Source organism: Paenibacillus germinis, assembly GCF_013141785.1.
Classification (GTDB): domain Bacteria; phylum Bacillota; class Bacilli; order Paenibacillales; family NBRC-103111; genus Paenibacillus_E; species Paenibacillus_E phytorum.
The window spans coordinates 150596-174684 of sequence record NZ_WHOC01000019.1 but is presented as its reverse complement, the minus strand read 5'-3'; the positions used below and the strand labels follow the sequence as shown (position 1 = coordinate 174684).

General features: G+C 46.4%; 19 protein-coding genes. 17 read left to right on the top strand and 2 right to left on the bottom strand.

What is annotated here, in order from left to right:
• Position 1 precedes the first annotated feature (1 nt).
• From GC102_RS03075 to GC102_RS03050, 6 genes are read left to right on the top strand one after another with little or no spacing between them, the layout of a single operon-like run.
• Entirely contained in the window at positions 2 to 1273 is a 1272-nt protein-coding gene (locus tag GC102_RS03075; RefSeq protein WP_171688185.1) for a M20 family metallo-hydrolase, read from the top strand.
• On the top strand, positions 1270 to 2151 hold the full coding sequence (locus GC102_RS03070; RefSeq protein WP_171688184.1) for a nitrilase-related carbon-nitrogen hydrolase: 882 nt from the start codon (positions 1270 to 1272) through the stop codon (positions 2149 to 2151). Before GC102_RS03075 ends, GC102_RS03070 begins: the two co-directional genes overlap by 4 nt.
• Positions 2152 to 2171: 20 nt before the next feature.
• Positions 2172 to 3536 carry an NAD(P)-dependent oxidoreductase gene (locus tag GC102_RS03065; RefSeq protein ID WP_171688183.1) on the top strand — a complete coding sequence of 455 codons (1365 nt, stop codon included), beginning with the start codon at positions 2172 to 2174 and terminating at the stop codon, positions 3534 to 3536.
• Between the two features lie 32 nt (positions 3537 to 3568).
• Positions 3569 to 4864: an NAD-dependent dihydropyrimidine dehydrogenase subunit PreA gene (preA, locus tag GC102_RS03060; RefSeq protein ID WP_171688182.1), complete on the top strand. Its 1296-nt coding sequence runs from the start codon at positions 3569 to 3571 to the stop codon at positions 4862 to 4864.
• 2 nt (positions 4865 to 4866) lie between these two features.
• Positions 4867 to 6309, top strand: coding sequence for a dihydropyrimidinase (hydA, locus tag GC102_RS03055; protein WP_171688181.1), 1443 nt, complete (start codon positions 4867 to 4869; stop codon positions 6307 to 6309).
• Positions 6302 to 6517, top strand: a complete 216-nt coding sequence (locus GC102_RS03050) for a hypothetical protein (protein WP_171649005.1) — start codon at positions 6302 to 6304, stop codon at positions 6515 to 6517. The genes hydA and GC102_RS03050 overlap by 8 nt, the downstream gene beginning before the upstream one ends.
• Here the strand turns inward: GC102_RS03050 and GC102_RS03045 are convergent.
• Complete coding sequence (locus tag GC102_RS03045; RefSeq protein WP_171688180.1) at positions 6514 to 8127, bottom strand: PucR family transcriptional regulator; 1614 nt, start codon at positions 8125 to 8127, stop codon at positions 6514 to 6516. The two genes, GC102_RS03050 and GC102_RS03045, sit on opposite strands and share 4 nt — an antisense overlap.
• A 117-nt stretch (positions 8128 to 8244) precedes the next feature.
• On the opposite strand from GC102_RS03045, the gene GC102_RS03040 reads away from it, so the two are divergent.
• The 10 genes from GC102_RS03040 (at position 8245) to GC102_RS02995 (ending at position 20548) form a co-directional block, all read left to right on the top strand.
• Complete coding sequence (locus GC102_RS03040; protein ID WP_171688179.1) at positions 8245 to 9687, top strand: CoA-acylating methylmalonate-semialdehyde dehydrogenase; 1443 nt, start codon at positions 8245 to 8247, stop codon at positions 9685 to 9687.
• 124 nt (positions 9688 to 9811) lie between these two features.
• Complete coding sequence (corA, locus tag GC102_RS03035; protein ID WP_171688178.1) at positions 9812 to 10762, top strand: magnesium/cobalt transporter CorA; 951 nt, start codon at positions 9812 to 9814, stop codon at positions 10760 to 10762.
• A gap of 52 nt (positions 10763 to 10814) precedes the next feature.
• Positions 10815 to 12578 carry an ABC transporter ATP-binding protein gene (locus tag GC102_RS03030; RefSeq protein ID WP_171688177.1) on the top strand — a complete coding sequence of 588 codons (1764 nt, stop codon included), beginning with the start codon at positions 10815 to 10817 and terminating at the stop codon, positions 12576 to 12578.
• Positions 12575 to 14413 carry an ABC transporter ATP-binding protein gene (locus GC102_RS03025; RefSeq protein WP_171688176.1) on the top strand — a complete coding sequence of 613 codons (1839 nt, stop codon included), beginning with the start codon at positions 12575 to 12577 and terminating at the stop codon, positions 14411 to 14413. The genes GC102_RS03030 and GC102_RS03025 overlap by 4 nt, the downstream gene beginning before the upstream one ends.
• A gap of 177 nt (positions 14414 to 14590) precedes the next feature.
• Positions 14591 to 15262, top strand: coding sequence for a ribose-5-phosphate isomerase RpiA (rpiA, locus tag GC102_RS03020; RefSeq protein ID WP_171688570.1), 672 nt, complete (start codon positions 14591 to 14593; stop codon positions 15260 to 15262).
• A gap of 438 nt (positions 15263 to 15700) precedes the next feature.
• Complete coding sequence (locus GC102_RS03015; protein ID WP_171688175.1) at positions 15701 to 16228, top strand: DinB family protein; 528 nt, start codon at positions 15701 to 15703, stop codon at positions 16226 to 16228.
• A gap of 37 nt (positions 16229 to 16265) precedes the next feature.
• Positions 16266 to 16700: an SRPBCC domain-containing protein gene (locus tag GC102_RS03010; RefSeq protein WP_171688174.1), complete on the top strand. Its 435-nt coding sequence runs from the start codon at positions 16266 to 16268 to the stop codon at positions 16698 to 16700.
• Positions 16697 to 17494: a lipid II flippase Amj family protein gene (locus GC102_RS03005; protein ID WP_171688173.1), complete on the top strand. Its 798-nt coding sequence runs from the start codon at positions 16697 to 16699 to the stop codon at positions 17492 to 17494. The genes GC102_RS03010 and GC102_RS03005 overlap by 4 nt, the downstream gene beginning before the upstream one ends.
• Positions 17495 to 17578: 84 nt before the next feature.
• The gene (locus GC102_RS03000; protein ID WP_029194982.1) at positions 17579 to 18457 is read left to right on the top strand and encodes a radical SAM/SPASM domain-containing protein; all 879 of its coding nucleotides are present in this window, start codon (positions 17579 to 17581) and stop codon (positions 18455 to 18457) included.
• Between the two features lie 144 nt (positions 18458 to 18601).
• Positions 18602 to 20548, top strand: a complete 1947-nt coding sequence (locus tag GC102_RS02995; protein WP_171688172.1) for an ATP-dependent DNA helicase — start codon at positions 18602 to 18604, stop codon at positions 20546 to 20548.
• Positions 20549 to 20567: 19 nt separating this feature from the next.
• Here GC102_RS02995 and GC102_RS02990 read toward each other — a convergent pair whose 3' ends face one another.
• A complete protein-coding gene (locus tag GC102_RS02990; protein ID WP_171688171.1) occupies positions 20568 to 22367 on the bottom strand; it encodes an ABC transporter substrate-binding protein in 1800 nt (599 codons plus the stop codon).
• 143 nt (positions 22368 to 22510) lie between these two features.
• Between GC102_RS02990 and GC102_RS02985 the strand changes: the two genes are divergently transcribed.
• Positions 22511 to 24013 carry a DUF4153 domain-containing protein gene (locus GC102_RS02985; protein ID WP_171688170.1) on the top strand — a complete coding sequence of 501 codons (1503 nt, stop codon included), beginning with the start codon at positions 22511 to 22513 and terminating at the stop codon, positions 24011 to 24013.
• Positions 24014 to 24089 lie beyond the last annotated feature (76 nt).

Sequence of the window (24089 nt, the reverse complement as noted above, 5' to 3'; positions counted from 1 at the left end):
CTTGCCTAGTGCATCTCAGATACAAATTAACGCTTCACGACTGCAACAGCGTATTCAGGAGCTCGCTCAAATCGGGAAAATCGGGGAAACGGGTGTATGCAGGCTTGCTTTGTCCAAAGAAGATCGAGAAGGCGTGGAACTAGTGAAAAGCTGGATGCAAGAAGCTGGGATGGAAGCTTCAATCGATCCATTCGCCAACTTAATTGGGGTACTTAAGGGGAGCAATCCGGACGCGCCTATTCTCATGCTAGGCTCTCATGTGGATTCACAGCCTTATGGCGGTAGATTTGATGGTGCAATAGGTGTACTTGGTGCGATTGAAGTGGTCCAAACGCTAGTGGAGGAAGGGATAACGCCAGAATGTAATATTGAAGTTGTGGCTTTCTGCGATGAAGAGGGCTGTCGTTTCAACAAAGGACTGTTCGGCGTTCGTGGAATGACCGGAAAGCTTGAAGCAAATGAGTTGGAGCGTACGGACAAAAATGGCATCACACGCAGAGAAGCTTTGGTTCAGTTCGGATGCGACCCTGCTGACTTCGAGAGCTATGTGTACCAAGAAGGTCGGATTGGTGCTTTTCTGGAGCTGCACATCGAGCAAGGTCCGGTTCTGGAGTCACTCGATGCTCCGATTGGTATCGTCAGCGGAATCTCTGGTCCATTATGGCTCACCGTGGAGATGATCGGCTTCGCAGGGCACGCGGGTTCGGTGCCGATGTCTATGCGCCAAGACGCGCTTCTAGGCTGTGCCAAAATCATTGTGGCGCTCAATGAGTTAGTGCGGCAGGAGCCAGGTGCACCGACTGTTGGTACGGTGGGTTCGCTCTCGGTGTTTCCTGACTCCCGCAATATCATCCCAGAGAAGGTATCCTTCACCATTGACTTGCGGGACATTGATTTACGACGTCGCAATGCGGTTGAAGCGGAGCTGCTCAGTGTGATCGAGAATGTGTCGCGCGAGCATGGTCTCACGTATACGATTCGAGAAGATACGAACAGCGAACCCCGCTACTGCGCGAATTGGATCAAGCAAAGCCTGCATCAGGAAGCAGCACTGATGGGGTTGACCCCGCCAGAGTTGATGAGCGGACCTTTCCATGATTCGCTCACCATGTCTTATGTGTGCGACTATGGGATGATTTTCGTACGATGTCTGGAAGGCATCAGTCACAATCCCAAAGAATATGCTAGTCCAGAGGACATTACGCTTGGCACGGAGCTTTTATACCGCACCGCACGACGGGTCGCCACGGAAAAGGGAGGCTTTCAGCCATGAGCAAGGTGAAAATTGGCCTCATTCAAGCCTCGCATGATGTGCATGGGGATGAGACTGTGGCCAAGCACAAAGAAGCGGCGATACAAAAGCATCTCGCATTGGTTCGTCATGCGGCGCAGCAGGGCGCACAAATTATTTCTTTGCAGGAAATTTTCTACGGCCCTTATTTCTGCGCAGAGCAAACAACTAGGTGGTACGATGCCACAGAGGAAATACCGAAGGGGCCAACGACTATGCTTTTTCAGGAACTGGCGAAGGAGCTCGGAGTTGTCATCATCCTTCCCATTTATGAGCGAGAAGGCATCGCTTCGTACTACAATACGGCTGCTGTGATCGATGCGGATGGTACCTATTTGGGCAAATATCGTAAACATCACATTCCGCACGTGGCGGCAGGCGGCGGATCTTGTGGGTTCTGGGAGAAATATTATTTTAAACCAGGTAATCTGGGCTACCCCGTGTTCGATACAGTGTTTGCTAAAGTTGGGGTTTACATCTGTTATGATCGCCATTTCCCAGAAGGAGCAAGGGTTCTCGGACTTGGCGGAGCTGAGATTGTGTTCAATCCTTCCGCTACAGTAGCGGGGACTTCGGAGTATCTCTGGAAGCTCGAACAGCCAGCTCACGCCGTGGCCAATGGGTATTACGTCGGTGCCATTAATCGTGTTGGTCTCGAAGCTCCGTGGAACATGGGAGAATTCTATGGTCAATCTTACTTGGTGGATCCGCGTGGTTCGATCGTTTCCATCGGAAGTCGGGATCAAGATGAAGTGGTCATCGGTGAAATGGACAAAGAGTTAATCCGTGAGGTCCGCAATGTTTGGCAATTTTATCGGGATCGCAGGCCTGAAACCTATGATCAAATCGTTAGTTTATAAGCGTGGGAGGGGGAGCGAAGATGAGTTCAACATTTATTTCCTTAACCGATTTGAAACGCAATTTCGCCGAGGTCAAATCCGGCATGAAGCCGAAAGAGGCGATCGAGGAATCGAACCGCTGCTTATTTTGTTATGATGCTCCTTGCATTCGTGCCTGCCCAACCGGTATTGATATTCCCTTATTTATCAAAAAGATTGCTTCCGGCAATCTCAAAGGCTCAGCACGTACAATCATGGAAGCTAATCCGGTAGGAGCCTCTTGTTCAAGGGTGTGTCCCACAGAGGAGCTTTGTGAAGGAGCTTGTGTACTCAATCATTCGTCCAAGCCTATCCTGATTGGCAATCTACAGCGTTATGCGACAGATTGGGCTATCCATAATGAACAAATATTGTTCAAAGCCGGGACAAGTAATGGGAAATCGGTAGCTGTGGTTGGAGGCGGACCTGCTGGTTTATCGGCAGCTCGGGAGCTTGCCCGCTTCGGGTTCAAGGTTACGGTGTTCGAGGCGAAGGAGCAGGCTGGAGGGTTAGATACCTACGGGATCGTTTCGTTCCGGCTGCCTCAGGAGATTTCCTTGTGGGAAGTCGAGCAGGTTAGGCAGTTAGGCGCTGAATTCCGCATGAGCACGCGAGTTGGCATAGATGTAAGCAGCTCAGATTTACTGGGCGATTATGATGCAATTGTTCTGGCTGTGGGAATGTCAAAGGTTCCGATGCTGGGAATTGAAGGCGAAGCCTTGACGGGTGTGTACGACGCCATTGATTTTGTGGAATCCACGAAGACAGAACAAGAGCTGGATACATTCCTCATTGGGAAGCGGGTAGCGGTCATTGGAGCAGGGAATACAGCCATTGATGCGGCCACGTGCTCAGTGAGGCTAGGAGCTGAAAAGGTTCAAATTGTGTATCGGCGTACGCAGGAAGAGATGACGGCGTATGATTTTGAATATGATTTCGCTAAGCAGGATGGTGTTGCGTTTCAGTGGCTTACTGCTCCAAAGCGGATCATCGGGGATGCGAATGGAAATGTCGTGGCATTAGAATGTTTGCGGATGGAGCTTGAAGATGTGGAAGCGGGACGCAAACGTCCGGTTCCCGTTGAAGGCTCAGAATTCATTTTTGAGGTAGATGCCGTTATTAAAGCGATTGGGCAGACGAGGCATGTTTCCCTCATTGATCAGTTCGAACTTGCACACACACGAGGAACCGTTACGGTTGATCCATTAACAGGTCAAACGTCCAATCCCAAGGTTTATGCAGCAGGTGACGTCATTTTCGGAGAAGGACAGGGAGAAGCAATGGTTGTATCGGCGGCTCAGCAAGGCAAACAAACGGCTTATGCTATTTATAATCAACTGGTGAAAAGGGAACATGCATCGGCTTAATGACTTTCTAAATGGATCGGGAGGGATTCAACATGGCTGATTTACGCATAAATCTGGCAGGTATAGCTTCACCCAATCCGTTCTGGTTGGCATCGGCGCCACCGACCAACACGGGTTATCAAGTTCAGCGTGCTTTCGAAGCGGGGTGGGGCGGAGCGGTTTGGAAAACACTTGGCGACCCCATTATTAATACGTCTTCGCGCTTTGCAGCCATTCATTTCAACGGACAACGCGTTGCAGGCTTCAATAATATTGAACTCATCACGGACCGACCACTCGAGATCAATCTCAAAGAGATTTTTGAGACGAAGAAGCGTTTTCCGAATCATGCGATTGTCGTATCCCTGATGGTTGAGCCGAACCGGGAGAAGTGGCATGAGATCGTGAAAAAGGTCGAAGCTGTCGGTGTAGATGGCTTGGAGCTGAACTTTGGCTGCCCACACGGCATGGCTGAGCGCGGCATGGGTGCTGCTTCGGGGCAGCAGCCGGATCTCGTGGAGGCGCAGACGATGTGGGTGAAGGAAGCGGCGACGACGCCGGTCATCGTGAAGCTCACACCAAACATCACAGATATTACAAGCACAGCTAAGGCGGCGGTTCGAGGCGGAGCGGATGCGATTTCGTTGATCAATACGATCAACTCACTAGCTGGTGTTGATATCGATTCGTGGAACACGATTCCTCATGTTGGAGGCAAGGGATCTCATGGCGGATACTGCGGTCCTGCAGTGAAACCAATTGCCCTCCATATGGTTGCTGATTGTGCGCGAAATCCAGAGGTTGGCGTGCCCATTTCCGGCATTGGCGGTATTTCCAATTGGCGAGATGCTGTTGAGTTCATGCTGATGGGTGCGACGGGCGTTCAAGTGTGTACAGCAGCGATGCATCATGGTTTCCGCATTGTGGAAGATATGATCGATGGCTTGAACAACTATTTGGATGAAAAAGGTCTCGCCAGTGTTACCGAATTGATCGGGAAATCCGTTCCGCGCTACTCCGATTGGGGAAATTTGGATTTGAACTATGCGGTCGTGGCACGAATTGACACGGATACCTGTATCAACTGCAACAAATGCCATATTGCCTGCGAGGATACGTCTCATCAATGCATTGATATGTTGACGGGTGATCAGGGTCAGTCTTATTTGCAGGTACGTGAAGAAGATTGTGTAGGATGTAACTTATGCGCGATTGTTTGTCCCGTTGAAGGTGCCATTTCTATGATTGAGGTATCAGGCACAGATGCGCCAATGACGTGGAACGAAAGACAGGAGGCTATCGCCAAGCTGTCGGAAGGCAAAGACACCACCAAGAAGGAGGCTGTGTAACCATGTCCAAGCTCATTAAGAACGGAACGGTCGTGACGGCTGTTGACCAGTATCAGGCAGACGTCCTTATCGAGAACGGGATCATTACGCAAATAGGTCTGAACCTATCGAAGGAAGGGGCAGAAATTGTAGATGCCGCAGGTCATTATGTGTTCCCAGGCGGTATTGATCCGCATACTCATCTTGACATGCCTTTTGGCGGCACGGTTACAGCCGATGATTTCGAGACCGGTACGAGAGCAGCTGCTTTCGGTGGAACGACGACAATCATTGATTTTTGTTTAACGAACAAAGGACGACCGTTAAGTCAATCTGTTCAAACTTGGCATCAAAAAGCCTCAGGCAAAGCCGTCATCGACTATGGATTTCACTTAATGATTGCGGAGATCAACGATGAGGTGCTGGCTGAGCTGCCGAAAATGATTCACGAAGAGGGGATCACCTCGCTCAAAGTGTTTATGGCTTATAAAAATGTATTCCAAGCCGACGACGGCACGCTGTATCGGACATTACTTGAGGCGAAGCGGCACGGAGCACTTGTCATGGTACACGCAGAGAACGGCGATGTGATTGAATACTTGATAAAAGAAGCGCTGGAAGCGGGTAATACGGATCCGATTTACCATGCACTAACGCGTCCATCTTTAATTGAAGGCGAAGCGACAGGGCGTGCGGCTAAGCTTACTGCATTGGCAGGTTCTCAGCTCTATGTTGTTCATGTGACGTGCGAGGAAGCCGTTCAGCAGATTGCCGAAGCGCGGAATAAAGGCGTTGATATCTGGGGGGAAACGTGCCCGCAGTACTTGATGTTGGATCAGACCTATTTGGAAAGGCCGAATTTCGAAGGGGCGAAATACGTATGGTCGCCTCCGCTGAGACCACAACATCACCAAGAGGCTCTGTGGACAGCTTTGAAAAATGGACAGCTCCAGACGCTCGGATCTGATCACTGCTCTTTTAACTTTAATGGGCAAAAAGACTTGGGACTAGGCGATTTTAGCAAAATCCCGAATGGAGGACCTTGCATTGAGGATCGATTCTCCATCCTATATTCAGAAGGCGTAGTGAAGGGCCGCATCACGCTGAATCAGTTCGTAGATATCGTGTCTACGCGAATTGCGAAGCTATTTGGCTTATTTCCCAAAAAGGGGACCATTGCTGTAGGATGCGATGCGGATATTGTCATCTTTGATCCGAACGTAACTCGGACGATCTCATCTGAAACCCACCATATGAATGTGGATTACAATCCATTTGAAGGCATCGTGATCTCTGGGGAGCCCGTAACTGTTCTGTCTCGAGGCGAATATGTGATTCGGAATAAACAATTCGTAGGCACGGCGGGTGCCGGGCAATTCGTGAAACGAGCCACATATCATGCAGCTTCACGCGATGTTAAGTCGAAGAATGTAGAAGTTGTCAAAGGGGGAGCCACACATGTCTGAGTATGTACAATTTAAGCTAGAGAAGCAGAAACTGGATGACTTCGTGGCTCAGAAGTTCAAAATCGTCGGGGTGAAGGAAGATCTGGAGGGAGCATGGCTCGATCTCGAACATCCCGGCGGTGAAACGGCGAATCTGCATCTAACGACGGCTAATGCTAGGAAGTATTATGTGTCCTTGCTCCTTAAACAAGGGCAAACGCAGGCTTAAATGATTGCGCCAAGCATATATTCGTAGCCGTGTAGGGCGAGCTCAATGGCAATCCTCTTGTGTGGATGCATGTAATCTTCACCAAGCAGCGCTGCTATTTTATCCAGACGATGGTACAGGGTTTGCCGAACGATAAACAGCTCCTTGGCTGTATCCTGTTTGGATCCGCACAGTGCTAAATAAACTTTCAATGTCTTCAAAAGCTGTCCGTTTTTCTCCCGATCATAATGAATTAATTTCCCAAGGTATTCATCGATGAATGACTCCAGCAATCCGGATTGCTTCATTTTTAGAGTCACTCTGTTCACATGCTGCTCATGATAGAAAGGACTTGCAAACATTCCGGTATCTTTCTGAATCTCAATCGTTTCTTGGGCGGTCTCATAGCTTTCCTTAACGCGAGTTGGGTCACTCAATGTTTTCCCGATACCGAACCAAGGGGAGAACAAGATTGTTTCTTGATTAGCCTCTGATTTTTGAAGTCTTTGTATGGCTCTGGAGATTCGTTCATTGGATGGCATGGATGGCAATTGGTCAAGTAGGATGAATACGATTTGATCATGTATGACGGTGGGCATGAGATAGAAACCTTCACCTTCAAAGAGGGCGCGGGCGATCATCTGCTTCTGTAAAAGGAGGTCTTCATAGTCCTTGGAAGATTCGGCTGTTGAGACGATGTCAAATAGGCAGACGATAGTTTGGCTCAGCTTCATGGAGGGTTTGATGGAGAACATATAATCGCGAATTTCTTGCCCTGTATGTTTGCCGTTCAGCCAATCTGTGACCCAGAGGTTCTGTTTGTATCGCGTTTTCTCCTCCATATATTTCGTGCGCATCATTTCTTGTGCAATGGCCGTTGCGAACCTGTCTAGAGCAAGGATTTGAAATTCACTGAGTTCTTGATCGGCATATAAAAGTAAGTCTGCGAACAAATGTTCTAATGCTAAGATAGGGCGATGGGCCAGTTTGTTTTTGGCATTAGGAAGTTGAAAGATCTCGCCATAAATCCATTTCTCATAAAAGGCATCGGCCTTTGTTTTCGGCATGGTAGGGACGAACTGCGCCTCCGCGCCGAAGGGAAAGAAGGCGACTTGTGAGTGTGTCGTTTGATGCAGCAGCTTCAAGAGCGACTGCAGTCCTTTCCCCGAGAGGAGTAATTGATTCAGCTGGGTGGAGAGGGATTCCAGGTCTGATACCATTTTGTGATGTTGATGGATGAAATAGGCATGCAGATCCTGCGTAATGTCAATATATCGTACTTCTTCGTGGAAAAAGATAAGTGGAAAGTTCTCTTTCGTGGCAAGTTTCTTCATCCGTTCAAGAGGCTGTTTCGTATACGTGCCAAGCTCGATACATAATCCTGAAGCGCCGCTGTCGATTAACTGCTGCAAAAAGGAGAGACTAAGCTCCTCGTTATCATGCCAACCAATGCCTGTGCTTAGAATAAGCTCATTTCCATTGAGAAGATGGCCGACCTGGGTCACTTCCATGATATGTACCCAACGTACCTTCCGGTTCAAAGCTTCCTCACTTGCGATGGCTTCTGCTTTGTGGAATAGCGGTCTCTGCAAAATATCTTTCACTGTTAATTGTAAGAGTGTCTGTACCAAGCGAGTTCACCACCTTCATGTAAGGAAAGTTGACGTAATAGAATAGTAATTTCACCTATTATACAATGTGTCCAAAGACTTTTGGGAAAAATTCTTCCTACCAGGAGATGAACGAATATGAAACTCTTACAAAATTTCGTAAATGGTGCTTGGATCGATTCAGAAAGCGGTTCAGTGAGTGATGTGATTAATCCGGCAACAGGAGAAATCATCGCTCGTGTGCCGCTTTCTTCATCCGAAGACGTCGAAGCTGCTGTCCTAGCGGCACAAACGGCCTTCGAATCATGGAGCAGAACACCTGTACCCAAACGAGCAAGAGTATTGTTTCACTACTGGCAGTTATTGCAGGAGCATGAGCAAGAACTAGCAGAGCTCATTACATCTGAGAATGGTAAAAGCTATAAAGAAGCGTTAGGTGAGGTGCTCCGTGGGATCGAATGCGTAGAATTTGCAGCAGGAACGCCTTCGCATATGATGGGTTCGACATTGGCTAACATATCTACCGATATGGACTCGGAGCTTTTTCGGGTGCCGCTCGGTGTCGTTGGGGGGATAACACCCTTTAACTTTCCGATGATGGTGCCTTGCTGGATGTTTCCCTTAGCCATTGCTTGTGGAAACACGTTCGTCTTAAAGCCTTCTGAGCGAACACCGTTGACTGCAATGAAATTGGCGGCATTATTTCAGGAGGCGGGACTTCCTGATGGGGTGCTGAATATCGTCCATGGTACACATGATGTGGTGAATGCGCTGACAACGACTCCAGCAGTGAAAGCTATCTCATTCGTAGGCTCGCAGCCAGTCGCGAAATATGTCTATGAGAAGGCTTCTTCCGCAGGTAAACGTGTGCAAGCGCTAGCAGGGGCAAAGAATTATCATATCGTGATGCCCGATGCCCATGTTGAAAAATCGGTTGAGAATATTATCATGTCTTCATTTGGAAGCGCGGGGGAGAGATGCATGGCTTGCTCGGCTGTTGTGGTTGTTGGGGACGGGGAGAATTTCGTGAACATGCTTCATCAGGCAGCGCGTAATATGGTAATTGGCAATGGGATGAATGAAGAAGTAACACTTACGCCGATCATTCGAAGCGAACAGCGTACCAGGATTGAAGCCTTTATCGACAAAGGGATAGAGGAGGGAGCGGAGCTTCTATTAGATGGAAGAAAGGCCGAGGCTTGTTCGGCTGAAGGATTTTTCCTTGGAGCTACGGTATTTGATCATGTGAAACCAAATATGACAATCGCGAAAGAGGAAATATTTGGGCCGGCCTTATCCCTATTCCGAGCTGAGGATTTGGACAAAGCGCTGCTGCTTGTGAATCAATCGCGATTCGGCAACTCGGCCGTCATCTATACGGAGAATGCCAAATCCATACGCAAATTTCGAGAAGAAGTAGAAGCTGGGATGTTAGGCGTAAACGTTGGCGTACCGGCTCCGATGGCCTTTTTCCCATTCTCAGGCTGGAAAGACTCCTTCTATGGAGATTTGCATGCCAATGGCAAAGATGGTGTAGAGTTTTATACGAAGAAAAAGATGATGACGTCCCGATATTTTTGAAATTAGTTTTAAAAGAATAGGGGAATGAGGGCCGCGAGCGATTGCGGCTTTTTTGCCATTGTGTATGGACAAGCTTTAATCGTTGTTGTAGGTTAATGAATAGGGAATTAAGGGGGAGACACAAGTGATTAGAATATTGGCTGTTAACGAAGAACAGGAGATTATCCATCTATCTTCATTAGAAGAGCTTAAAAATTCAAATATAGATCGGTACTGGGTAGATTTCAATGCGCCTTCCAAGGAGGAAGCTTTACTCTTACAAAAGCACTTTCAATTTCATCCACTGGCTATAGAAGATTGCTATCACTATCTGCAGCGACCTAAACTAGATCATTATGAGGATACTCATTTTTTTGTCCTTCATGCTTTGCATCCTGAAACATTAACTGCGGAAGAGGTGGACCTATTCTGGGGCACTAACTTCATTGTTACCTTCCATTATTCACCGTCTAAGGAAATTGATGAGGCATGGCATCGGATGGCAGAACTAGAAAAGTTTCGTGAGAAAGGTATTGTATACACGGCCTATTTAATTATAGATAAGCTGGTAGATGAATATTTCCCTAGTCTATATCAAATCGAAGATCAGTTAGATGAAATCGAAGTAAGAGTTAAAAGTGTTCCCGTTCACATCTTAATGAACGAAATATTTGAAATAAGAGCAAAGCTATTAAAGATTAGAAAGACAATTGTTCCAATGAGGGATCTGCTCTATCGTGTTATTAATACTGAAAAAATTGAAGGTCTTAAAGAACATGTCGTCTATTTTACAGACATTTACGACCATTTACTTAAGCTCTCAGAAATAATTGACTCCAATCGAGATTTAACTGCGGATATCCGGGATAGTTATGTTTCCATAAATTCCTATCGGATGAATACAATTATGAAGACTTTAACGGTGATTACGACGATATTCATGCCTCTGACATTTATTGCCGGGATATACGGAATGAATTTTCAAAATATGCCGGAACTTACTTGGCGTTGGGGATATTTTATTGTTCTATTTATCATGTTCGGCATTGGTTTCGGAATGTATTTGTTTTTCCGAAATAAGAAATGGTTTGATTGATTAGTAACATTAAATATTAACGTCATTAATTAATGGTGGAGGACGCTTCCATATGAAGCATAAACAAAAAAAACATAATACGATGGGGCAATATACGGAGCTGCTTAGCCGATATTTGTTCCCCCAAAAGGGTACGCTCATTGTTTTGACGATGCTCTTATTCGCATCTATTGGTCTTCAGCTCATCAACCCGCAAATTATTCGCTATTTTATCGATACCTCTCAAACGCAAGGGGCTATGCAGCCACTGATTACAGCCGCGATTATGTTTATTGGCTTTGCGCTTGTTCAGCAGCTGGTTTCCGTCATTGCTACCTATTTTAGTGAAAATGTAGGGTGGAAAACTACGAATAAGCTGCGGGTGGATCTTGCCGCTCATTGTTTATCACTGGATATGTCATTTCATAAATCACATACATCAGGCTCGCTCATCGAACGTGTAGATGGGGATGTGAATGCACTGGCCAATTTTTTCTCGAGCATGATCATTCATTTATTGGGTAATTTGCTCTTGATGGCTGGCATCATTATTTTATTACTTCGGGAAAATTGGTTGATTGGCGCGGGGATGGCCTTTTTCGTCGTTTTTGCGGTCTTTATGATTCAGTGGATTCGTAAATTCGCCGTTCCAGTTTGGGCGGGATGGCGGCAGGCGAACGCAGAGTTTTATGGTTTTATTGGTGAGCACTTGGAAGGAACAGAGGATATCCGCGCCAATGGTGCAGTTGGGTTCGTTATGAATCGCTTCTATACGATGCTTAGAAAAATGCTGCCGCTTCGGGTGAAAGCCTTTCTCGGTTTCTGTGCGATGTGGAACATGTCTATTTTCGTATTTGCGCTTGGCAATGCCATGGCGTTTGGTATTAGCGCTTATCTATGGCACACCCAGCATATCTCGCTAGGTACTGTGTATCTGATTTTCTTCTATACGGAACTATTAGCCAAGCCGATTGAGAAGATTCGTACGCAAATGGAAGATTTGCAAAAGGCAGACGCCAGTATTTCGCGTATACGCGAGCTGTTCGCTATCCAGTCTGAGATTAAGGATGGGACTGGGACTCCGTTACCGGAAGGACCGCTTAGTGTTGAATTCCGTGATGTCACGTTTAGTTATGATGGGGATCAGCCTACGATTGAGGAGTTAAATCTGACTCTGAAACCGGGAGAAGTTCTAGGACTCCTTGGCCGTACGGGGAGTGGTAAGTCAACGATGGCAAGGTTGCTGCTTCGCTTTTACGATCCTCAAAGTGGGAGTATCGCGCTTGGTGGTACCGATATCAGGAGTTGTAAGTTAGTTGATTTACGTAAACGTGTAGCCCTTGTAACGCAAAATATTGAAATAATGCAAGGGACCATTCGAGATAACCTAACCTTCTACGACAATTCGATCACAGACGAACAAATCATTGAAGTACTCAAGGAGCTTGGACTCGGAGCGTGGTATGAAGCCATGCCTGATGGGCTAAATACAGGTTTAGCCTCCGGAGGAGGAAGTCTGTCTGCAGGAGAAGCACAGCTGCTAGCCTTCGCACGGGTTTTCTTAACGAACCCCGGACTTGTGATCATGGATGAAGCTTCTTCAAGACTTGACCCGCTGACAGAGCAGCGTATGGAAAAAGCGGTTTCCAAGCTATTGACAGAGCGGTCTTGTATTATGATTGCGCATCGCCTAACAACCGTTCAACGAGCGGATCATATTCTTATTCTGGATAATGGGCGCGTGTTGGAATCGGGTAAAAGAGAGCATCTGGCCGCAGATCCGAACTCTCGTTTCAGCCAGTTACTTGCCACAGGCTTAGAGGAGGTGTTGGCATGAATACATTTCAATATTTATGGCGGCTGATTATGTACCGGCCAATACGGTATTTGGTTAACGCGATTGCTTGGACAGTTATCTATTTGGCTCCGATTGCGCCTGGACTTATAACGAAAGAGTTTTTCGATTCTCTGACAGGTACGTCGGCGCTGGGTTATGGTGTATGGGGACTGATCGCCTTGTTAATGGCTGCAGCCTTAGGGCGCATTATGCTGATAGTAATTGGTTTTATTACGGATGTTAATTTTCGCTTTCGTATGGGGATGCTGCTTAGACGAAATTTGCTTGAGCATGTATTAAAACAGCCGGGGGCACAGGCCATTCCCGTTTCTCCGGGGGAAGCGATTAGCCATTTTCGAGATGATGTCGATCAATCAGAAGAGGCAGCAAGCTGGTCGGTCGATGTGTTCGGGATGACTTGTTTTGCCCTCGTATCGGGCTATATCCTGATTCGGATTGATGCTCAAATGACTCTGCTCGTGTTTATGCCAATCGTTCTCGTTATTACGGCTGCGCAGTTGGCAACGGTTCGCTTACAGAAGTATCGTGCCGCTAGCCGTGAAGCTACCTCCAAGGTAACGGGAGAGATCAGCGAAATGTTCGGCAATGTGCAGGCGATTCAAGTCGCCGGTGCGGAGAAAAGAGTGATCGCTCGGTTCAGCAGCTTCGGTGACGATCGTAGGAAAGCGATGCTGAAGGATCGACTCATGGGTGAAGTGCTGGATTCGGTGTTTTCTAACTCGGTTAACCTGGGAACGGGACTCATTCTATTGCTAGCAGGAACGAAAATGAGAGCTGGGACGTTTACCGTCGGAGATTTTGCTTTGTTCGTGTACTATTTAACTTTTGTTACGCAGTTTATTACGAATGTGGGAAAGTTTATTACGTACTTTAAGCAGATGAGTGTGTCGTTGGAGAGATTGACGTTTCTTTTGCAGGGGGCATCGGCTAGGGTTCTTACGATGGTTAATTCACTACATTTGAAGGCGGAGAGTAAAATGGCGGAGGCTGCTGTGTCCACTATCCCTTTGGCTCAGAATGGGAGAGAGAATGAGTGTCTTGGTGGCGATGGACTTGAGCGTGAGGGTGCGAGTAGTGCCCCACTGCAGCGGCTTGATGTGAATGGACTGAGCTACGCTTACTCGGATACAGGCAGAGGGATCTCGGACATTCACTTCAGCTTGAAAAGAGGATCGTTCACCGTTATTACGGGAACGATTGGTTCGGGCAAGACCACGCTTGTTCGCTCGCTCCTTGGGCTGCTGCCTAAGGGAAAGGGAACGATTGCGTGGAATGGTGTACCCGTCGAAGATCCGGGCACATTCTTTACACCGCCGCGGAGCGCTTATACCGCGCAGGTGCCGCGGCTATACAGCGATACGCTGCGCAACAATATTTTGCTCGGGCAAGCGGAGCAAGGCGATAGCTTGCAAATGGCTTTACACGCGGCGGTGATGGAGTTCGACGTCGCGCAGCTGCCTGGCGGGCTGGACACCGTCATCGGCCCGCGTGGGGTGAAACTCTCCGGCGGGCAAGCGCAGCGGACGGCTGCAGCGCGCATGCTCGTGCGCGACGCCGAGCTGTACGTCTTCGACGACCTGTCGAGCGCGCTTGACGTCGAGACGGAACAGAAGCTGTGGGAGCGGATGTTCCAGCGCCGAAGCGAAGCGACCTGCTTGGTTGTATCCCACCGCAAAACGGCGCTATCGCGAGCTGACCACATCATTGTGATGAAAGACGGCCGCATTGAGGCCGAAGGAAATTCAGAAGAACTACTGCGGCAGAGTGCGACGTTCAGGGAACTGTGGTATGGCGATGAGCGGCATTCATCATGAATAAGTTGAGAAGCCTGAGAGATTGGGCTTCTTTTTTTATATATACAAAGGAAATTTGTGAGAGTTTCACGAAAATATATGAACTCCTTTTCCAATGACAAAGATTGTAATTAAGAAATGATGAGGGCAAAATAAGGTAAGGAATAACCTAAATTCAGGGAGTGAGAATAGAAAATGCTGAACCCCAAAAAACTAGCGGCTGAGAAAGCTGTTGAATTTATTGAAGATGGCATGGTAGTTGGACTAGGTACAGGATCTACGGCTTACTGGGCAATCCAAAAAATTGCTCAAAGAATAAATGAAGGACTTCGTATCCGGGCCGTAGCGAGTTCTAGAGACTCGGAAGAATTGGCAAATAAATTAGGAATTCCTATAGTGCCTTTTTCTGAAATAGAATTCATAGATATAACGATCGATGGTGCAGATGAGGTTGATACTCATTTTAACTTAATCAAGGGCGGAGGCGGCGCATTAGTCAGAGAGAAGATACTAGCAATTAATAGTAAGAGATTTTTTGTAATTGTAGATGAATCAAAACGAGTAGAACATTTAGGCCAATTTCCATTACCGGTCGAAATCGTACACTTTGCTGTAAATTTAACAATAAATAAACTAAAGGAACTAGGATGTAACACAAGGATACGAATGAGGAACGATAAGGAGTATATTACGGATAACGGAAACATAATCGTAGATTGTACCTTTGAAAAAATAGTAGAGCCAATAGAGCTAAATAAACAAATCAACTTAATTCCAGGTGTTGTTGATAATGGCTTATTTACTCGCATGGTAAGTTCATTAATCGTTGGATATAACGATGGAAATGTAATGATTTTCGACCAACCATGAGGGCTGCATGAAATCACACTACATGCATTTTGTGCATCAAAATCAGTCAATGAACATCCTATGGAGGGGATTACCTGCAAAAAATGCAGCTAAATTCGCTTCAAAAGGCTCAAACGGAGTATATCGGGTGAATTTGATGTAGGAAATGCAGGTAATTCGTGGGAAAGAGTAGCAGAAGTGAAATTAACTGCATGTTTTACAGCAAATATTGTTCGAATACTCCAACGGGAACAGGGAATTAGTTGTTGTTGTTGTTGTTGTTGTTGTTGTTGTTGTTGTTGTTGTTGTTGTTGCAGTGGCAGTTACTTTTGAATTCTGGCTAGTGGGATGATTAAGGGAAGTTTGAGAGAGGCGTTTAAGTAAAAGAAGGGAAAATCTACCAAAAGAACGAATCTAAATATGATCATTCTAACGATTAAACAAGGAGCGAAAGTACATATGCAAGATACACCTAATCTTCTTTTAATTACTGATGTACCAGGCTATGCGCCTCAAATTAGCAGGCTGATGTCAATGATGAATTACGCCAGATTTACAACGCTGAGAAGTGTGGAAGGACTCACAACTGAACAATTAGACTACACAATCGACGCGAAAAGCAACTCCATCGGCTCTTTGCTGCTGCACTTCGCAGCCGTCGAGGTTGCTTATCAGCTAGAGACATTCGAGCATCGTGACTTGAACGAGGAGGAAATGAAAATCTGGGGAGCAGCCCTCGAGCTTGGGGATCAAGGAAGAGATCAAATAAAGGGAAATAACCTCGACTATTATCTCAACATCTTGAGCGAGGTGCGCGGTAAAACGTATGATGTTTTCAAGACGAAGACAGATGATTGGTTATATGAGGAGTATCCATTCTGGCAGAACCAGCCAGCCAACCATTATTTCATGTGGTACCACGTGTTAGAGGATGAGATTAATCATCGGGGGCAGATACGTTGGATGAGAAAACGACTTCCGGTATAAAAGCGGTGAATTTTAACCCGATAGGAGGAAAGAAGAGATGAATACCAACAAACCAGTTGGTCTGACCGCTTCGGTAGGCTTTCAAATTGGTGTTAGACGTACACTCCCCTTTTTCCAAGAGGAGGCTTGGGAGCTGCTGACTTCAACACGAGGGAGAAAGCTTTGGTTAGGTGATTTAGCGACATTCGAGCTCGTGAAGGGTCACAAATTCGTGACGCAAGAAGGAACGACGGGCGAATTTCGTGTGGTGAAGCCACTGGAGCAGCTTCGATTGACTTGGCAGCCTGCTGGTTTCCCGAATACGTCAACACTTCAAATTCGTCTAATGCCTGCCGCTAGTCCAGGGAAAATAACGATTAGCTTCCATCAAGAGAAGCTGGACAGCGCGGAGCAAAGAGAAGAAATGAAAGTACATTGGGAAGAGGTTCTCAGCAGATTATTAGCCCTTTCTGAGGATGAATCCATACGATGACGAACACACTCATTCTGGTCTTCATTCTGACGATGATTATTCATACAGCGGAAACGTTGTCATACTCGATTCGTTACGCTGGGGTGCAAGTGAACAAGCTGGCGGTGGCACTCTCTTTAGTCGGCATTGTCGTCCTAGTATCACGCACAGCGAATTTAATTCAGGCGCCAATGACTGCGCATTTTGTTGATTTTGCGAAGGTCGAACCGACCTTCGATTTGGAACGATACCTGCGAATCAGCTTATTCGCCTCGTCGATTGGGACACTGATTGCGATTGCATTATTCCCGTCTTTTATCAATCTCAGCGTTCGAGTCATTTCCCGGTTGGAAATTGCAGGATCGATTCCGAAACTCATAACGAGTGTCACGGTGACGCAGTTGAAGAACACGAAAAAATATTTGAAGAAGCCAAACGTCAAGCTGCTGAGCCAATTTCGTTATTTGGGGATTCCAAAGCGATTCCTTTTGATTAATATTATGGTGACAGCTTTCTATTCAGTTGGTGTGCTTTCTTCCTTATATGCCGCGCATTTATTACCTGAATTTGCAACGACAGCGTCGCAAGCATCTGGACTTATTAACGGTATTGCTACTATTTTGCTTACCATATTCATAGATCCGCAGTTAGGTCTTATCACGGACAAAGCACTGCATGACGAATCGCAACGTAGACAGCTTGGCAAGATCTATGCGCTGCTCATGACATCTCGATTTCTGGGAACGCTGCTAGCGCAAGTTTTCCTGATTCCGTCTGCTCATTTTATTGGATGGATGGTCAAATGGTTTTTCTAATTGTTCGATTTCCTTTCCTTCATAGAGCTTGCTTGGTATAATTACAAATATCATAGGAGCGCAGCTAGAAATGGAGCCATAGTAATGAAGAAGTTCAAGAAATTTTATATCGAAATTACAAGTGTTTGTAACTTGGCCTGCACCTTCTGCCCACAAACGAAGCGCCAAGCTAATTTTATCAAAATCGATACATTTACCAATATATTAGATCAAATCAAGCCGCACACGGATCACATTTATTTGCATGTCAAAGGGGAACCTTTGCTGCACCCGAAGATAGACGAGCTGCTGGATTTGAGCCATGAGAAAGGCTTCAAGGTCAATATCACAACCAACGGTACGCTGATTAACAAAAATAGACACAAGCTGCTGGATAAACCGGCGTTGCGGCAAATGAATTTCTCCTTGCACAGCTTTGATGGCCACGAAGGATCTGAGGATAAGGAAGGATATGTCACGAGTATCCTGCGATTTGCTAAGGAAATCGTTGCTAAGTCCAATGTGATTATCTCATTCCGTTTATGGAATCTAGATACGGACAATCAGACGAATCAAGAACGGCAGCGAAACCGTGAAGTGCTGGAATTGCTCGAGAAAGAGTTCGAACTTGATTACAAAATCGATGAGAAATTCGTACGAGGCACTGGTGTTAAACTGGCCGATCGCGTCTATCTGAATCAGGATCATGAGTTCCAATGGCCGGATTTGAAGGCGGAAGAAATTGAAGGGCCGGGCTTCTGTCACGCATTGCGAAACCAAGCAGGCATTCTTGTTGATGGCACTGTGATTCCTTGTTGTTTGGATGGGGAAGGGGTCATTAATCTGGGTAATATCAACCAAACCCCTTTCTCCGAAATCGTAGAGGGCGAACGGGCGAACCGATTGTTCGAGGGCTTTTCCAGACGTGAAGTTGTCGAGGAATTATGCCGCAAGTGCGGATATCGCGAACGTTTTAGTATGTAAAATAGGAGAGCTCATTCTAGCGGCGTGTGTGCTGAGGAATGAGCTTTTTTCATACGTTTCTATTTCTAGCGATTCTTTGCTTTTAATCAGCATTCGTGGGATAATATAAGTTTGATTCGATTCTATTTGTTGGGGGCACATTACGTGGGACGTTATCCATTTGCATATGATCACGCACAGCCATTCATGCAGCAGGTTTCTGACTGGATTGCGGATATATTTTATGAAGTTTTGCCTGAAGCGGGCTTTGAGGTTCGTGACGAACAGATTTACATGGCGTTCCAGTTAGAACGCGCTTTTGCTGATAAATCGACCATTTTTGCGGAAGCAGGGGTAGGTACGGGGAAAACGCTTGTCTATTTATTGTATGCGATATGTTACTCGCGTTTCATGAAGAAACCGGCTATCATCGCTTGTGCGGATGAATCTTTGATTGAGCAATTGGTCAAGCCAGGTGGAGATATTGATAAAATATCGCGTCACTTGGATCTCGTTATCGATGCGCGACTTGCCAAATCGCCTGACCAATACGTATGTCTCGTCAAGCTTGATGAGGCGCGATTCGGACACGAAGATACCGGCTTATATAGAGAGCTTCATGAAGGGCTTCCTGACTTCGTTCACACACGTGAAGCGCTGCAAACTTTTCATGCTTATGGGGATCGTAAAAACTATCCACACCTGAATGATGAACAGTGGCACAAGGTGAGTTGGGATGCCTATCAGGATTGTTTCGTCTGTGATAAGCGCCATCGCTGCGGCCAAACGTTATCTCGTGAAGCGTATCGACGTTCGGCGGATCTGATTATCTGCTCGCATGATTTCTACATGGAACATGTGTGGACGTACGACGGAAGAAAGCGTGAAGGCCAGCTTCCTTTACTGCCGGATCATTGTACGGTTGTTTTCGATGAAGGACATCTGATGGAATCAGCTGCTCAGAAAGCACTAACGTACAAGCTGAAGCATATGGTGTTCGAGGAATTAGTGATTCGTTTGTTAAAAGGGGAAGTACGCGAGACGTTAGCCGTCTGTATTGATCAGGCCATTGAGCAAAGCGAGCTTATGTTCGAAGTGCTTGAAAGCTGTTGTCAACCGATTGTTGGATCGGATCGTAAGCAGATTGTCATCAATGACCGATTGCTGCGAGAGATCCACCGGTTAAGTGATATTTTATCGGAGATTGAAGAGGAGCTTGTCTTTGAAGGTGAGATGTTCACATTAAACGACTACCAGCTTAAAATCGTGGAAGAACATTTGGAAATGATGCAGAAAGCGCTGGCATTGTTCCGCAACGATCAAACCTTCATTTGTTGGGCCACTGAAAGCATTACAGGTCTAAGCCTAGTAATTATGCCAAGAACCGTGAAAGAAGTGCTGAAAGAGCACGTATTTTCATCCAAAATGCCAATCGTTTTCTCATCGGCTACACTGTCAGTTGAGGGTTCATTCGATTATGTGGCTAACAGTTTGGGTCTTGATAAGTATCTATCCTTTTCTGTAGATTCTCCTTTTGATTATGCGGAGCGGATGGAAGTGATCGCACCCAAATGGGCGTCTGGCGGTACGTTTCAAGAAAAGATGGAATCTGCGGTTCAGTTGTTAAAAAGAACAGAAGGAAGAGCGCTTATTCTGTTCCCAACCCACGAGGAGCTGCAGCGGTTTAAGCGAGAAATTAAAGGTCGTTCGGATTGTTCAGAACTGACGTTCTTGTTTGAAGGGGATCAAGAAATTAGCCATTTGATTGGATCTTTCCAGGGGGATGAACACAGCGTGTTGTCTGCTGTCACCCTATGGGAAGGACTCGATATACCGGGTCCTTCGTTGTCCAATGTCATTGTCTGGTCGCTGCCGTTTCCTCCACAAGATCCCGTATTCAATGCGAAGCGTCAAGCTTCAACCTCGCCGTACGAAGAGGTAGATATTCCTTACATGTTGTTAAGGCTAAGACAGGGGATTGGGCGCTTGATTCGTACTCGCGAAGATAGTGGAATTATTGCCATCTTCAATGATGAACTGCACGATAACGTGGTGCTTCGTGATCACATTGTTCGCATATTACCCGCTGGTGTAACACTGAAGAGCGAATAGTTTATTTGGGTGAATGGTTCTATGTGAACCAAATGTCGCGAAATCGCACCCATCCAAGCGAATCGAGGGAGATGCCGCGAATCGACGGATGGTAAGCGGTTTTGAGATGTTTTCGATATAGAAATAGCAGGCTGTGGCGCTGCTTGAGCTGGGATTCCAACTGCTCGAGCAGCGCCATTCTGCGTTTCGGATCGGACTCGGAACGCAGCAATTGTAAGCTGTCATCGAGCATGGTCTGTACATCAGGCGCAGCATGCTGCCGCATGCTCTTGTACATATCGTAGAGCCTCAGCTCGCGATGCTCGTCTAGCATGACGGCAAACAGCAGCAGATCTGCCGTCATGCGCAGCTCGCCCTTGAATTCCTCAGCGGGAATGAGCAGGATTTCCAGAGTGATTCCGGACATCGCGTACATTTTCTGCAAGAGGAGTGCGTCCTGTTCATACTGTGGGATGGTCGCCAGCTTCAGTACGTCACCCTGGTAGCCGGAAGCTGCTAGCAGCTGTTCGGTATCAATTGGCTGTCCCGTCGTGCTAATTACATGATTTGAACGATCCGCATCTTGTTCTGGCTGTAAGAAGAAACTGCTTGCCGCTTCAATGACATCACCAGAGAGCTGTTCCAGCAAATAGGGTTGATCCAATGCTAAGTTAAGTGCCTCGCGAATCAATGGATTCTTTAACGGTCCATCTTTCAATTCATTCACGGTCATGAATTTCGTCGTCATGCCAGATTGCCGTACTTGCTGCCAACGCTGCGCTTCCATGTCTGAAATTCGCACATTGTGCATGACTTGGAAAGGCTGTCTTTGAGCTGATAATTCCGTCTGTTCATTCTCCGGCATTGTCCACACTTCGACCCGATCCAAGAACCCACGTCCTTGAAAATAAGCAGGGAATGCCTCCAGGATCCATATCCCTTGCTCATGTCCAATTAAACGGAAAGGTCCTGTGCCAATGGGCGACTTATCCATCAGTCCGCCCGCTGCTTCACAGACATCTGCTGGTACGATAGAAGCGCGATTGGTAGTTAAGAATCCGAGAAATAATTCATTGCGTTCAGACAGTTGAATGCAAACTGTTGTTTCATTTGGTGTTGTAATGTCAATGATGCCCGCATAAGCCCAGCTATACAGACCACGCGGCGCTAAGCGCCCAAGCCGTTCAAGTGAATATTTCACATCACTCGCCAGCATCTCGTGGCCATGATGAAACTGCACACCTTTCCGAAGATAGAAGGTCCATAAGGTGCGAGAAGCATCTACATCCCACGCGTGTGCAAGATGCGGCAGGATATGATCTCCTTTGGCATCCATCCGAACGAGTCCATCGAATAGCTGATTCACCAGATGGGATTCCCCGGCATAATGGATGGCTGCAGGGTCTAAGGCGTGAATAGTTTGCGTAAGTGGGAAGCGCAAAATATCCGTTCGACGCTGGCCTTGCACTTCAGACCGAAAGCCGAATTGCCCTGACAACCAAACTTGGAATTGTTCCCGTAGGGAAGAAGCATGCTCAGCTGCTTGCAGCAGTTCAAGTGCAGAATGCAAATCCTGTTTCGCGACCAATTCCTTAGCTTCCTCCAGAAGCATATCCTCTTTGCGCGAATGGAAAATAAGAGTCGAGCGATTGCCTCGACCCTTCTTTGGCAGCCAAGTAAGCCATTGCTCCTGCTGCATTCGCTTGAGAAGCAGCACCATATTGCGGTGCGTACAGTCCAAATGTAACGCTAGCTCCTCTAGTGTTATTTCGAGTGGATGTTCTTCATGGACCTGGGGGAATGAGCGTCGAAGTGTTAAATAATGCTTGCGTATTTTCACCCTTTAACCTCCGGAATAAAATATGAAATTATGAAATTTAAACTTACACTTTTTGTTCTTGTTTTACAGGTTACAATAAAGGGCAGGAAATAACAAATGCTTTTGCTGTCTTACCATTTGTAAAACAAAGGAGAAAAAGTCCAATGAGAGATCCTGCTCCATGGCAAAGAAAATACGGTTTAATGCTTATGTACGCATGTTTATTTGGTTTCATGGTTCAATACATGTTTATTGACCATGCCGCCGGCATCTCTGTTCTCATTAGTGTGGCTGGCTTTTACAGCCTTTACTTTTACGCCATAAAAGGAAGATTAGGCGGCTTTGAGCCGTGGGAAGGACAAAATAAAGCGGGTTGGTTCCTTCTAGCTCCAGTTGTATTAATTGCTATGACTTATACATTGTTTGCAAACAATCTGTTCCATACGCTTAATATGCTTGCCTTACCCATATGCATTGCGATGCAGACGATTGTCTTATCACGCAATAGTAAGCATGCATGGTATCACGCTACATTCCTGCAGGATCTGCTGAGACATTGCTTTGGTAGGCCGCTAGCTTACTTGTCTGTACCTTTTGGGATGATCAAAGCTTGGCTGCCGAGTAGAAAGTCCGAAAAGGAGTCTGTTTGGGGGAAAATGGGGAAAGTTGGTGCAGGCCTTTTGTTGGCAGCCCCCATTTTGTTCATCGTTATTGGGTTGTTAGCTTCTGCGGATCGAGTTTTTCAATCTTGGATGGCCGGAATCCCGCAATGGTTCAACGGAATATCTATTGCTGAGGGAATTGTACGAACCGGCTTTGGGATTGCAATAACCCTATACACGTTCTGCTATTTATGGGGAATTCTTTTTCCTAAAGTCATTGAAGTCAGCCAAACGCCTCAAGAGTTAAGTGAGGAATCAGCCGCTGTGAGCAAAAAGTTTCTGATTGATCCAATAACAGCAGGTACTTTACTGGTGTGTGTCAATGTTGTCTATATACTGTTCGCTATCATTCAGTTCTCTTATTTATTCGGAGCAGCGAATGGGTTTTTACCAAATGGTGTTCTCTATGCGGAGTACGCGCGAAGAGGGTTTGCTGAGCTTGTTGCCGTCGCTATCATCAATATTTCGCTGCTATTTCCAGGTTTGCACTGGATCCGCCGCAGCGGTCATGTAGGTGAAACCATTCGAAAAGGGCTGCTGACGATGCTCGTCGGATGCACGATCGTGATGCTCATTTCCGCTTATGGAAGGCTTTCGTTGTATGAAGAGGCTTATGGCTTCACGCAAACGAGATTACTTGTTCATGGTTTCATGATTTTCTTAGGTGTACTGTTTATCATTGCTTTTTTCCGAATCTGGATGGAGCGGATGTCCTTGTCAAAAGCTGTTATCACAACGGCAATTATTGCCTATCTGATGATGAATTATATGAATATTGAACAACGAATCGTCATCAACAATATGGAGCGGTACGAAAGAACGGGAATCATCGACCTTGAATATCTGGGGAGACTTTCAACCGACGTGGTCCCGCCACTTAAGGAACTGCAAGCCAAGCACCCTGAGTTGGTGTCGATACAAGCAACCATAGATCGCATTAAATCAGATTCCGGAGACAATTCATGGCCTTCCTGGAATCTATCCAAGTATCAAGCAAGTCGGTAATTGTAAAATATTTCAAACCATTTCGTTTCGATCTCAAAGCAGCTGGGTATAAATTCCTATCAACACAAAACCCAGA